This window comes from Alkalibacter rhizosphaerae, assembly GCF_017352215.1.
GTDB lineage: Bacteria > Bacillota > Clostridia > Eubacteriales > Alkalibacteraceae > Alkalibacter > Alkalibacter rhizosphaerae.
Genome location: NZ_CP071444.1, coordinates 1,308,073 through 1,319,477 on the forward strand (window position 1 = coordinate 1,308,073; position 11,405 = coordinate 1,319,477).

An 11,405-nucleotide genomic window follows, 5' to 3' on the forward strand; every position below is an offset into this window, starting at 1 on the left:
GTCGTTTCTATTTGTTTATTTTTTTCTGCTGTGCAGATCAAAACTTGGCTACTTGCGTAAACTCCAATTCGGCAGGCGTTTCCCGGCCAAACATGGATATGTTTACTTTCAGTTTTTGTTTCTCGTGATTCACTTCTTCAACAATGCCGGTAAAACCTTCCAACGGTCCTTCCTGCACTTTGACACTGTCTCCTATCTGGATGTCGATCTGAGGCAACTTTTCCTTGATCCCCATGCTCTTCAATTCCGACTTGGTCAAAGCCACCGGTTTGGAAGCAGGACCGACAAAACCGGTCACTCCTCTGGTATTTCGAACCACATACCAGGATTCATCGGTCATGACCATTTTCACCAGGATGTACCCCGGGAATACCTTCTTCTGGCTGATCTTTCGCTTGCCGTTTTTGACCTCTTCCACTTCCTGCATGGGAACATGCACTTCGAATATTTGATTCTGCATGTTTCGGTTTTCGACGGCTGCTTCGATATTCGCCTTTACCTTGTTCTCATAACCGGAATAGGTATGTGCTACATACCATTTCGCTTCTTCATTTTGGTTCATCATCGCTTACCCTCTTTATCATCGTATGATCAGTGCCAACAACCCGCCCAGACCAACGTCAATTACATACACGATCAGCGTCAAAATGAATACGATACCCAATACCACCGAAGTATGCTGGAGCAGTTCTTTCCTGGTAGGCCAAGTTACTTTCTTCAACTCCGACCAAACGCTCTTCAAAAATGTTATGGCTCGCTTGATCAGGCCCGGCTTTTTAACTTTGTCTTTTTTGACCGGTTTGTCTGACTTCACCGGTTTTTCTGCTTTCGCCATTCTTCCACTTCCTTACACTGGAAATACGATTCCTTATTTTGTTTCCTTATGCGTCGTGTGTGTCTTGCAGAACTTGCAGTATTTACTCATTTCAAGTCTTTCTGGGTCATTTTTCTTGTTCTTCATCGTATGATAATTTCTTTGCTTGCAATCCGTACACGCCAACGTTACTTTCACTCTCATGACGACACCTCCTATGCTTAATCAACCACTTACAACTGCCTCTGTTCAAGGCACACGAACCCAATTTTGATTGTACTTATAGAAAATACCACAATTGATAATACGTGTCAACATTATTCCAATAAAAAAAGGCCTCAGCCCAAACAGTCTCAGCCCTACGATTATAACACATACTCGTTCCATTGAAAATCTTTTTTTTAAAAAAAGCATGGAGGCCGGCTGGCTTCCATGCTTTTGAAGTTTTTATTACTCGACGATCTCTGCTACGACACCGGATGCAACGGTTCGTCCACCTTCTCGGATGGCGAAACGCAAGCCTTCTTCGATGGCGATGGGAGTGATCAGTTGGATCTCCATGGCGATGTTGTCGCCAGGCATTACCATCTCCACGCCTTCGCCCAGCTCGATGATGCCGGTCACGTCAGTGGTTCTGAAATAAAACTGCGGTCGGTATCCATTGAAGAAAGGAGTATGTCGTCCACCCTCTTCTTTTGTCAATACGTATACTTCCGACTTGAATTTGGTGTGGGGATTTACAGTTCCCGGCTTGGCTAATACTTGTCCACGCTCGATCTCTGTTCGGTCCACTCCTCGAAGCAACGCTCCGATGTTGTCTCCGGCTACTGCCTGATCCAACAGTTTTCTAAACATCTCTACTCCGGTAACGACTACTTTTCTTCTCGTTTCCGTCATTCCGATGATCTCTACTTCTTCACCGACTTTGATGGTTCCACGCTCTACTCTACCTGTAGCTACGGTTCCTCGTCCTGTGATGGAGAAGACGTCCTCTACCGGCATCAGGAAGGGCTTGTCCGTTGCTCTTTCCGGGTCCGGGATGTACTCGTCTACCTCTTTCATCAGTTCAACGATCTTGTCGCCCCATTCTCCGTCCGGATCTTCCAGTGCGCGAAGGGCACTTCCTACTACGATCGGCGTGTCGTCGCCTGGGAATTCATATTCGTTGAGCAGCTCTCGTACTTCCATTTCCACCAGTTCGATCAACTCGTCGTCGTCGACCATGTCGGCTTTGTTCAGGAATACAACGATGTAAGGTACTCCTACCTGTCTGGACAAGAGGATGTGCTCTCTTGTTTGAGGCATGGGGCCGTCTGCTGCACTTACTACCAGGATGGCTCCGTCCATTTGGGCGGCTCCTGTGATCATGTTCTTTACGTAGTCGGCGTGTCCCGGGCAGTCAACGTGAGCGTAGTGTCTTGCATCTGTCTCGTACTCTACGTGAGAAGTGGAGATGGTGATCCCTCTTTCTCTCTCTTCCGGTGCCTTGTCGATTTTGTCAAATGCTACAGCGGATCCTGTTCCGAATCTTTTGTTCAATACTGTTGTGATCGCTGCCGTCAACGTCGTTTTGCCGTGGTCTACGTGTCCAATGGTTCCAATGTTTACGTGGGTTTTGTTTCTTTCAAATTTTGCTTTTCCCATCTCTTGTTTCCTCCTCACAAATATTTAATGGTGTGCATATGTATGATACACTGTCGTGTCATTTACAAATAATGGAGCCCATAACCGGATTTGAACCGATGACCCCCACCTTACCATGGTGGTGCTCTACCTACTGAGCTATATGGGCTTAAATGGTGGTGGGAGATGGATTCGAACCATCGAAGGCGTTGCCAACAGATTTACAGTCTGCCCCCTTTGGCCACTCGGGAACCCCACCGGATGCTTTGAAGCTGTTTAAAATCGCTATTACATAATACTAAAATAGAATAGGTATGTCAATTGTTTCGAATGTTTTTTGACGAATAATTTCCGCTGATCCTCTTTGCCAATTTTCGCTTGCATCGCTGCAGGGCGTTGTCGATGGCTTTTGGATCTCTTTCCAATGCCTCCCCGATCTGCTGGTAGCTGAGACCTTCCATGTGCAAACAGAGGACATCCCGTTCCAACAGGGTCAATTCAGCCAGAGAGTGCTTTACGTTGACGACGGCTTGCCGGTACATCAGGGCGGATTCCGGTTCCGAAAGCCGGTCTGCCGATAATACATCCCTCAGCATGGTTCCGTCGCCGTCCAGAGGTTTGTAGATGGATACGTAACGATTGAGAGGGCCGTGTTTTTTTCGGGTGGCCCTTTTGATGGCCGTCAGGATCTGACGCCGGATGCAGACCTGACAAAAAGTCCGGAAACTGGCTTTGCGATCCGGCCGGTATACTTCCACCGCTTTTAAAAGACCGATCATTCCCTCCTGATACAGGTCATCCTGGTCCGCCCCTATCAGATGGTAGCCGTTGATGGCAAATCCCACCAAGTGGGAATACCTCCGCAAAACCATGTCTTTGGCTTCATTGTCTCCTTTTGCCGCCAGCTCCAGCAATGCCAGTTCCTCTTTTTCGTGGATCGAATCCTGTTGCTTTGTGCAATCGTACGTTCCTTTCATGTGATCCCGCCTTCGCTTATTTTTTATTGTCTCCAGTAAAATCCAATAAGCGCTGCAAGGTCGCCTGGTCCAGGTGTTGTGCCAGCTTGTTTTTTTCTGCCGACTGCTGCCTGGAAATTTTCTTCATGCTGGAACGGAGTGCAAACTCCACTTCTTTTTCCAACTCTCTGGCGCTGATGCGAATGCCACCAGCCGCCAATATCATCTTTTGCAGCATAAAATCTGATGTTGCCACCGTCACTTCGTGTAACGGGTGCAAATCGTATATGAACTTTTCAATATAGCTGTCTGCCGTTTGATTTTTCCCCGAATAGACCACCTTTATTCCATGGATGTTCTCTTCCCTGGCCATTTCGCTGTTGTTGTAGGCATCAAACACCACCACCACGGTAAGGTTCTTCAACTTTGCGTATCCCTGCATCAGATCCACCAGGGCGTCTCGTGCATCTTCCAAACTGTGGTCCATCAGCCCTTTCAAACGATCCCAGTGGTTGATGATGTTGTAGCCGTCCACCACCAGGAAATGTTTGATCCCTTTCAACTTATCGTTCACCCTTTCGCTGTCGCGCCGCTTCACAAAAGAGAACGCCGGCGGCAACGGATGCATTCAGGGATTCCATGTTTCCGTACATGGGGATGGAGATGGTGAAATCGCAGTTCTCCTTGACCAGCCGTCCGATCCCCTTCCCTTCGCTGCCGATGACGATGGCCAGAGGACCTTTCAGGTTGGTATTGTAATAAGCCTCTCCCGACATGTCGGCTCCGCCGATCCAAAAACCCTTTTCCTTCAGATCCTGAAGGGTCTGGGCCAGGTTGGTGACTTTGCCGATCATCATGTGTTCGGCGGCTCCGGCGGAAGCTTTCACGGCAATGGGGGTCAGATCCACGGAACGGTTTTTGGTGATGATGATGCCGTGGACGCCGCAGGCATCTGCACTTCGTATGATGGCGCCGAAATTGTGGGGATCCGTCAGCTGGTCCAGGACCACTATAAATGGGTCCTCTCCCAGATCTTTGGCCTTCTGTATCATTTGTTCCGGCTCATAATAGGAGAAGTTGGTGGCAACAGCGATGATGCCCTGATGATTTCCTGTTTTGGTGGAATAGTCCAGCTTTTTCCGGTCCACCATCTGGATCTTGATGTTGCGCTCCTTGGCCAGATCGAAGATCTCTGTATTCCCGGTTTCCCTGCGTCCTTTTGCCACCATGATCTTTTCGATGGTCACATCGGAACGGAGTGCTTCCAGGACGGGATTCTTTCCTTCGATCTGCCGGACGTCCCGGGGAGGTCTTTCCGGTTTGTCTGTTTTCTCCGGAAGGTCTGTACTTTTGTCTTTTCCCCGTCGAAGATCTTTGCCTTGCTCTTTTGCATTTTTATCGTTTCGTTTTGCTTTCATCGGTCTCTTCCTTATAGGTTCTTGAATTTTTCGCGTATTTCGGTGATTTTCCCGCAAGTCATGGGTCCTTCCGGACAAGGTCCGTTGGCGCAGCTTGGTCCCGCATGCTTGAAGATCAATGGGGCTTCTTCCCGGACCAGTCGAAGCATCTGGGTGGCCAGTTCCCGAATTTCCCACTGGGCCCGTTCACAGCACCGGTGATGGAAGAAATGAAGCAACTCCCTGGCGTTCATGGTGGCAATGATCTTGGTCTCGCAGGCATTGGGCAACACATATCGTGCATCCTCGATGGCCGTTTTTTCCGCCTTGCCTTTGGCCGCCTTTTCGCTGTCTCCGGCCTCCAAATATTCCCGAAGTCGGGCTTCCCTCAATTTTTCCACCAGTTGATCGTAGATCTCCTGGTCTTTTTCCATGGCCTTTACAAACAACTCTTTGGCTTCCGGTATCTCTGCGATCTGAGGCGGAACCACATACTCAAACTGGTTCTCTGTGACGTATCTTTGGGATTTTTGGGAGTAGCTGGCTACTCGGTGGCGCACCAGTTGGTGGGTCAGGCTGCGGGAGACTCCTTCGATGCCAAAAGTAAAGGATACGTGCTCTATGGGGGATTCATGTCCCATGTCCATCAATTTGGACAAAAAATTGTTGACGGTTTTTTCATCCAACCCTTCCATCAGTTTTTCGATCCCGCTGGGCGAATAGCACAGCTTGGCAGCGGCGGAGATCAATTTCTCCGGCTCCGGGGTGTGGGCCAAAATTTCCACTTTCAATGTTGTTTCCATCTGCGATTCCTCCATCCATGTATTTTTCGATCCATTGCTTCATCTATACCCTGGGAAAGTACTGGTAAAAGTAGGCAAGCACATTTCCGTTGTATAACTTTCGGTTTCTTTTTGCCTTCATGCCGAAATGCCGCTCAAATTCCAGATGTCCCGTTAAAACGTGGAGGGAATGGTCTTTCAACTTTTTATACGCCTTTCCCACATCCCGATAGAGTTCTTCCACTTCCCGCTTGCCCATCAGCCGCTCTCCATAGGGCGGATTCATGATGATGGTCCCTTTCCCCTGCAGGGTCCCCAGTTGCCTGGCATCCCGTTTCTCAAATCGGATCAGGTGATCCACTCCCGCCAGGCGGGCGTTTTCCCTGGCTATGGCCAAAGATGCTTCGTCAATGTCCCAACCGGTGATCTTCACGCCTTCCACCTGCTCAGGAGTGTAGTTTTTCTCCACCTGGAATGCAGATCGAAAAGACTCGTTCCAGGTTTCACTGACAAAGGTCCGATGGCGGCCGGGTTTATCCTCCATGGCCAGCAGGGCCGCTTCGATAAGGATGGTCCCCGACCCGCAAAAGGGATCCAGAAGGGGGATGTCTTTTCTCCATCCGGACAAGAGTACCATGGCTGCTGCCAGGGTCTCTTTCAGGGGGGCTTCGTTCCCCTTTGCCCGGTAACCCCGCTTGTTCAATCCACTTCCGCTGGTATCCAGGAACAAGGTCACCTGGTCTTTCAGGATGTGGACATGGATGGGCACCATGTTTTCCGTTTCATCGAACCAGTCGATGCGGTATTTGGATTGGAGTCGGTCCACCACCGCTTTTTTTACGATCCTCTGGCAGTCGGATTTGCTGAAAAGGGCCGACTTGACGGAGGTGGCCTTGGCTACGGGGAAGGCGTCCTTCTTTCCGATCCACTCTTCCCAAGGCAGGGCTTTTGTTTTTTCAAATAGCTCGTCAAAGGTGACGGCTTCAAAGGTGCCCACCACCAGCAAGACCCGGTCGGCGGTGCGAAGACCTACGTTAGCCCTGGCCACGTCGGCCTGGGTCCCCGTAAAATACACCTTCCCGTTGTCCGCCTTGGCGTCCTGGTACCCCATCCGAAACAGTTCCTTTTTCAGTATGCCTTCCAGGCCAAAGGTACAGGCTGCCGCGATCTGAAATTTACGATCCATTGGGTCCACCTAAAGTCTGTACTTCTTCATCCCTGCCAAAGATCCACAAGTGGGTGAATCCGGCTTCTTCCAGCTGGCCGATCTGTTTGCCCAATTTCTTTTTCGCTTTCATGACGGATACGGCAAAGCCGCCTTCTCGAAGTTGGTCCGCCTTCTCCACGACCCGGGCCACAGGATCCGTTTCATCGTAGAGCAATGCCAGACGCTGCAAGGCATCGGACCGGGACCGGCCTTCCTCCTGCAAAATGGTGACGATCCGTTCGAATCCGATGGAGAATCCCACGGCGGGAACGGATTGTTTGGAAAACTTTCCGATCAGTCCGTCGTAGCGACCCCCTCCTGCAATGGAAAATCCGTATGGACCATAGGAAACTTCAAAGATCATTCCCGTATAGTACCCCATTCCCCGTACCAGGGTGGGATCGAAGCTGACTTGATACTTCCCTTGGGAGAGCTGCTCCATGGCTTCCATGGTGCCCACCAGGCCTTCTACGGCGGTCTCGTCCAATCCCTGGCCTTTCAGGTCGCCTGCGGACAGGCCTTCCGCCAGATCCAGCAGCCGTTGGGCTCCTTCCGGCCCTTGTTCCATGGCGGAGAGTTCCTCCAATACCCCTTGCGCTCCGATCTTGTCCAGCTTGTCCAAGATGACGCTGACCGCTCCCATCTGCTCCGTCTCGTATCCCGCCTTGGCCATCATGCCTGTAAGGATCCGTCGATCGTTGATGCGGACGGTGAAATTTTCGAAACCTATTTCCTGGAGTGCTTTTGCCGTCGTATCGATCAGCTCCACTTCCGCCTGCCAGGATCCATCCCCAATAATGTCGATGTCACACTGCTTGAAAGAACGGAAACGTCCCTTTTGGGGTCGCTCCGCCCGGTAGACGTTGCCGATCTGGATGGCTTTGAAGGGCATGGGCAGATGTTGCCGGTTGTTGGAATAAAAACGGCTCAAGGGCAGGGTCAGGTCGTAGCGCAGTCCGATGTCGCACAGGTCCATGACCGATGCATTTTCGTCCAGCTGAAGCTTCTCTCCCCTTTTTAAAATAGTGAAGAGCATTTTTAGATTTTCTCCGCCTTCGCTGTCCAACAACAGCTCCAAACTTTCCAGAGCCGGCGTTTCGATGCGCTGGAACCCGTGGGTGGTGTATGTTTTCAATATGGCTGCTTCCAACCGGTCCCGCACGATCATTTCATCGGGCAGGATGTCTCTTGTTCCCCGAACCGGGGTTGCGTTTTTTGCCATGGTTACCTCCTGTTTGCAAAAGATGCCGCCTGATGATCTCTTTCGTCAGCAAGCGGCATCGCATTATCTGAACTTGATGCGGTGATATACTTTCTTTCCTTTTTTAATGACGATATGGTCTTGCGACAAGGTCTCTACGGGGATCTGGTAGTGGATGTCTTCGATCTTTTCTCCATCGACCTGGATCCCTCCCTGGACCACCAAACGTCTGGCTTCGCTTTTGCTGGGGGCAAGTCCCGCCTCCACCAAAAGATCCAGAATGGCCTTTTCTCCAAGTTCCTCTGCCGTCATTTCCGTGGTGGGCATGTCTTCTGCTTCGCCGCCGCCGGCGAACAAGCTTCGGGCCAGTTCCTGGGCCTTTTGGGCCTCTTCTTCGCCATGGATGATCTTCGTTACTTCAAAAGCCAGCACTTCCTTGGCACGGTTTATTTCCGCTCCATCCAGGCTGGACAGGGAATTCACTTCCTCCATGGGAAGGAAGGTGAGAAGACACAGGCATTTGTTCACATCGGCGTCATCCACATTTCGCCAGTACTGGTAAAACTCATAGGGACTTGTTTTTTCCGGATCCAGCCATAAGGCGCCTTTTTCCGTCTTGCCCATCTTTTTACCGTCGGCAGTGGTCAACAGGGTGAAGGTCATGCCGTAAGCCTGACCGCCTTCTTTTCTGCGGATCAATTCCGTACCTGCCAAAATATTGGACCACTGGTCGTTTCCGCCCAGCTGCATTTTGCATTGATGATCCTGGTACAAGACCAAAAAGTCGTAAGCCTGCATGATCATGTAGTTGAATTCCAAAAAGGTGAGGCCTTTCTCCATCCGGGTTTTGTAGCAGTCCGCCGCCAGCATCCGATTGACGGAAAAGTGGACTCCCACTTCCCGAAGGAGGGTCACGTAATTCAAATCCAGAAGCCAGGATGCATTGTCCAGCATCATTGCTTTTCCATCGGAAAAATCCAGAAACTTTTTAAACACTTCCCGGAACCTCTCTCCATTGGCCTGGATCTGTTCCTGGGTGAGCATCTTTCGCATGTCTGTCTTGTCCGTAGGATCCCCCACCATGGTGGTTCCACCCCCGATCAGGGCAATGGGTCGGTGTCCGTGACGCTGCATGTGGGTCATGACCATGATCTGGAGAAAATGCCCGATATGCAGGCTGTCTGCCGTTGGATCGAATCCTATATAAAAAGTGACGGCTTCCTTGGCAAGAAGTTCCCGGATCTCCTCTTCGTGGGTGCATTGTTCGATAAATCCCCGTTCCTGTAATACATCAAATACGTTGTTCATTGGTTCCTCCTGTTTGTTCCCTCTGTTTTGTGGTTCCTTGAAATGTATTGTACAGCATCTCAAGAGTATATTATACTATATCTACAATACTATTTTGGAGGGTCGCTGTTGAGTTATTTTATCATATTTTTCATCGTTGTTCTGGATCAATTTTCAAAGCATCTGGTGCTGACCCGTTTGGTCGGCCGGGGAACATATCCCCTCATCGACGGCGTCTTTCACCTTACCTATGTGGAAAACACCGGCGCAGCATTCAGCATATTCACGGATATGCAGCTTTTTTTAAAGATCGTTACTTCCATATTCATCATTTTTTTGTTTTTCCTTCTTATTTTTCACTTGAGAAGAGAAAAAAAATTCACATGGAAGGCCTTGTCCCTGTCTTTCGTCATCGGCGGAGCCATCGGAAACCTGATCGACCGCTTTCGATTTCAGTTCGTCGTGGACTTTTTTGATTTTCGCCTGATCAATTTTGCCGTCTTCAATGTGGCGGACAGCTTCATTGTCGTTGGAAGCATTCTGTTGATCCTTGTCTTGATGAAGGATCCTTCCGATCACCTATTCTGATTTGGAACGGTCTTCAATGGAAGTGATCAGCCGCTCCGTTGTTGCGATGTGGGTCTCTGCCACGATCCTGGCTTTTTCCGAATCATTGTTGGCGATGGCTTCCAGCAATTCGTTGTGTTCGGCGATCAAGATCTCCGTATTTTTGATCTTGGTGAAATAAGCCACCCGAAAACGCTGTACTTGCTCTCTTAAAGAACTGATCAACTGGATCAGTTTTTTATTTTTTGAAGCCCGGTACATGACGTCGTGAAATTCCGAATCAAAGTGGATCAGCTTGACCACGTCCTGGTCACTGGCCGCCTGCTTGAATTTATCCACGATCTCCCGCAGGGTAGACACCTCTTCTTCACCGGCGTTTTTTGCTGCCAGGGATGCAGCCAGACCTTCCAATACGGCCCGGATCTCCAAAACTTCCTTCACATCTTCACTGGACAGTCCGGCAACATAGGCTCCTTTTCTGGGGACCATGATCACCAGTCCTTCCAACTCCAGCTTTCGGATCGCTTCCCGGACCGGGGTCCTGCTCACACCCATCTGTTCCGCCAGCTGGACTTCCATCAGTCGTTGCCCCGGCTTGAAATCTCCGTTGACGATGGCTTCCCGCATGGTGGTAAAAACGATCTCCCGCAAGGGTTTATAGGTGTCCATGTCGATTTTCAAAAAATGTTCCATTGATTGTTCCACTCCTTCGTTTTCCTTAACAAGTTCCGGCAAGGTAGGTCTCCCTGTACAGGGTGCGGAAATGTTCCCGGACCTCTTCCGCTTTGTCCCGATCCCGGAAAAGACCGTACATGGTGGGACCGCTGCCGCTCATGAGACATCCGTCCGCTCCCAGACGGGTGAAGTCTTTCTTGATCTTTCCCAACAGGGGGTAGGCTTCGAAAGTGCCTGGTTCAAAGACGTTGACCAGCCCCGATTCGATGGTTTTTCGGTCGCCTTTTCGGATGGCTTGGCACATTCCAAGGTTGTCTGGCCGCAGGAGCCGTTCCCCTGGTTTGAAATGGGAGAAAGCCCATCCGGTGGAGATCCCAAAATCCGGCTTCACCAAAACCACATGGTATTCGGGTAGGGGGGGCAGGGGGGTCAAAATATTCCCCGTCCCTTCTGCAAGGGCCGTCCCCCCAGCAGGCAGAAAGGCACGTCTGCACCGATGGTGTTTCCCAGGTCCATCAAGGTTTCCCGGGACATGCCAAGCTCCCACATGGCGTTCAGGGCCTTCAACACCCCGGCTGCGTTGGCGGATCCTCCCGCCAGGCCCGCTTCCAAGGGTATGTTCTTTTCGATGTGGATGCGGATCCCTTTTCGGATCCCCGCCTTCTCCATGATGACCCGGGCCGCTTTATAGACCAGGTTGGAGGGGTCGCAGGGGATCCTTGGATCGGTGCAGCCGACCTGGATGCCCCCTTCCCCTTCTTCCAGGGTGAGCACATCGCAAAGATCCACGGTCTGCATGATCATGGACAGATCGTGGTAGCCGTCCTCCCGTTTTCCCAGGATGTCCAAGGTCAAATTGATTTTTGCCGGTGTTCTTATGGTCGTTTTCATTGTTG

The 11,405-nt window shown here is 50.5% G+C and carries 15 protein-coding genes and 2 tRNA genes; 1 reads left to right on the forward strand and 16 read right to left on the reverse strand.

Annotation, left to right across the window (positions count from 1 at the left end):
• Window positions 1-37 precede the first annotated feature (37 nt).
• From nusG to tyrS, 13 genes are all read right to left on the reverse strand, one after another.
• Window positions 38-565, reverse strand: a complete 528-nt coding sequence (nusG, locus tag J0B03_RS06550) for a transcription termination/antitermination protein NusG (protein WP_207298845.1) — start codon at window positions 563-565, stop codon at window positions 38-40.
• 15 nt (window positions 566-580) lie between these two features.
• Complete coding sequence (secE, locus tag J0B03_RS06555) at window positions 581-835, reverse strand: preprotein translocase subunit SecE (RefSeq protein WP_207298846.1); 255 nt, start codon at window positions 833-835, stop codon at window positions 581-583.
• 33 nt (window positions 836-868) lie between these two features.
• Window positions 869-1,018 carry a 50S ribosomal protein L33 gene (gene rpmG / locus J0B03_RS06560; protein ID WP_207298847.1) on the reverse strand — a complete coding sequence of 50 codons (150 nt, stop codon included), beginning with the start codon at window positions 1,016-1,018 and terminating at the stop codon, window positions 869-871.
• Between the two features lie 246 nt (window positions 1,019-1,264).
• Complete coding sequence (gene tuf, locus J0B03_RS06565; protein WP_207298835.1) at window positions 1,265-2,458, reverse strand: elongation factor Tu; 1,194 nt, start codon at window positions 2,456-2,458, stop codon at window positions 1,265-1,267.
• Between the two features lie 72 nt (window positions 2,459-2,530).
• Window positions 2,531-2,606 (reverse strand) — tRNA-Thr (locus J0B03_RS06570).
• A 5-nt stretch (window positions 2,607-2,611) separates the two neighbouring features.
• Window positions 2,612-2,696: transfer RNA gene (locus J0B03_RS06575), tRNA-Tyr, on the reverse strand.
• Window positions 2,697-2,754: 58 nt separating this feature from the next.
• On the reverse strand, window positions 2,755-3,414 hold the full coding sequence (locus J0B03_RS06580) for a sigma-70 family RNA polymerase sigma factor (RefSeq protein ID WP_207298848.1): 660 nt from the start codon (window positions 3,412-3,414) through the stop codon (window positions 2,755-2,757).
• A 16-nt stretch (window positions 3,415-3,430) separates the two neighbouring features.
• Window positions 3,431-3,955, reverse strand: coding sequence for an NYN domain-containing protein (locus tag J0B03_RS06585; protein ID WP_207298849.1), 525 nt, complete (start codon window positions 3,953-3,955; stop codon window positions 3,431-3,433).
• A gap of 1 nt (window position 3,956) precedes the next feature.
• Complete coding sequence (rlmB, locus tag J0B03_RS06590; protein ID WP_207298850.1) at window positions 3,957-4,811, reverse strand: 23S rRNA (guanosine(2251)-2'-O)-methyltransferase RlmB; 855 nt, start codon at window positions 4,809-4,811, stop codon at window positions 3,957-3,959.
• A gap of 11 nt (window positions 4,812-4,822) precedes the next feature.
• Window positions 4,823-5,593: an FAD-dependent thymidylate synthase gene (gene thyX / locus J0B03_RS06595; RefSeq protein ID WP_207298851.1), complete on the reverse strand. Its 771-nt coding sequence runs from the start codon at window positions 5,591-5,593 to the stop codon at window positions 4,823-4,825.
• Between the two features lie 43 nt (window positions 5,594-5,636).
• Window positions 5,637-6,758 (reverse strand): THUMP domain-containing class I SAM-dependent RNA methyltransferase, encoded by a 1,122-nt coding sequence (locus J0B03_RS06600; RefSeq protein WP_207298852.1) that lies wholly within the window; start codon window positions 6,756-6,758, stop codon window positions 5,637-5,639.
• On the reverse strand, window positions 6,748-8,001 hold the full coding sequence (hisS, locus tag J0B03_RS06605; protein WP_207298853.1) for a histidine--tRNA ligase: 1,254 nt from the start codon (window positions 7,999-8,001) through the stop codon (window positions 6,748-6,750). Before hisS ends, J0B03_RS06600 begins: the two co-directional genes overlap by 11 nt.
• A gap of 63 nt (window positions 8,002-8,064) precedes the next feature.
• Window positions 8,065-9,288 carry a tyrosine--tRNA ligase gene (gene tyrS / locus J0B03_RS06610; protein ID WP_207298854.1) on the reverse strand — a complete coding sequence of 408 codons (1,224 nt, stop codon included), beginning with the start codon at window positions 9,286-9,288 and terminating at the stop codon, window positions 8,065-8,067.
• Window positions 9,289-9,396: 108 nt separating this feature from the next.
• On the opposite strand from tyrS, the gene lspA reads away from it, so the two are divergent.
• Window positions 9,397-9,855, forward strand: a complete 459-nt coding sequence (lspA, locus tag J0B03_RS06615; RefSeq protein WP_246798081.1) for a signal peptidase II — start codon at window positions 9,397-9,399, stop codon at window positions 9,853-9,855.
• On the opposite strand, the gene J0B03_RS06620 is transcribed toward lspA, so the two are convergent.
• The 3 genes from J0B03_RS06620 to ispE are packed head-to-tail and all read right to left on the reverse strand — an operon-like array spanning window position 9,847 to window position 11,400.
• On the reverse strand, window positions 9,847-10,569 hold the full coding sequence (locus tag J0B03_RS06620; protein ID WP_246798082.1) for a GntR family transcriptional regulator: 723 nt from the start codon (window positions 10,567-10,569) through the stop codon (window positions 9,847-9,849). The two genes, lspA and J0B03_RS06620, sit on opposite strands and share 9 nt — an antisense overlap.
• Entirely contained in the window at window positions 10,553-10,942 is a 390-nt protein-coding gene (locus J0B03_RS06625; protein ID WP_207298855.1) for a 4-(cytidine 5'-diphospho)-2-C-methyl-D-erythritol kinase, read from the reverse strand. The genes J0B03_RS06620 and J0B03_RS06625 overlap by 17 nt, the downstream gene beginning before the upstream one ends.
• The gene (ispE, locus tag J0B03_RS06630; RefSeq protein WP_207298856.1) at window positions 10,939-11,400 is read right to left on the reverse strand and encodes a 4-(cytidine 5'-diphospho)-2-C-methyl-D-erythritol kinase; all 462 of its coding nucleotides are present in this window, start codon (window positions 11,398-11,400) and stop codon (window positions 10,939-10,941) included. The genes J0B03_RS06625 and ispE overlap by 4 nt, the downstream gene beginning before the upstream one ends.
• Window positions 11,401-11,405: the final 5 nt, after the last annotated feature.

Excerpts from the sequence above, each read along its gene's own strand:
- J0B03_RS06600 (WP_207298852.1), bottom strand. The coding sequence starts at position 6,758 with ATGGATCGTAAATTTCAGATCGCGGCAGCCTGTACCTTTGGCCTGGAA.
- rlmB (WP_207298850.1), bottom strand. The coding sequence starts at position 4,811 with ATGAAAGCAAAACGAAACGATAAAAATGCAAAAGAGCAAGGCAAAGAT.
- tuf (WP_207298835.1), bottom strand. The coding sequence starts at position 2,458 with ATGGGAAAAGCAAAATTTGAAAGAAACAAAACCCACGTAAACATTGGA.
- hisS (WP_207298853.1), bottom strand. The coding sequence starts at position 8,001 with ATGGCAAAAAACGCAACCCCGGTTCGGGGAACAAGAGACATCCTGCCC.
- secE (WP_207298846.1), bottom strand. The coding sequence starts at position 835 with ATGGCGAAAGCAGAAAAACCGGTGAAGTCAGACAAACCGGTCAAAAAA.
- ispE (WP_207298856.1), bottom strand. The coding sequence starts at position 11,400 with ATGAAAACGACCATAAGAACACCGGCAAAAATCAATTTGACCTTGGAC.
- J0B03_RS06580 (WP_207298848.1), bottom strand. The coding sequence starts at position 3,414 with ATGAAAGGAACGTACGATTGCACAAAGCAACAGGATTCGATCCACGAA.
- tyrS (WP_207298854.1), bottom strand. The coding sequence starts at position 9,288 with ATGAACAACGTATTTGATGTATTACAGGAACGGGGATTTATCGAACAA.
- rpmG (WP_207298847.1), bottom strand. The coding sequence starts at position 1,018 with ATGAGAGTGAAAGTAACGTTGGCGTGTACGGATTGCAAGCAAAGAAAT.
- thyX (WP_207298851.1), bottom strand. The coding sequence starts at position 5,593 with ATGGAAACAACATTGAAAGTGGAAATTTTGGCCCACACCCCGGAGCCG.
- nusG (WP_207298845.1), bottom strand. The coding sequence starts at position 565 with ATGATGAACCAAAATGAAGAAGCGAAATGGTATGTAGCACATACCTAT.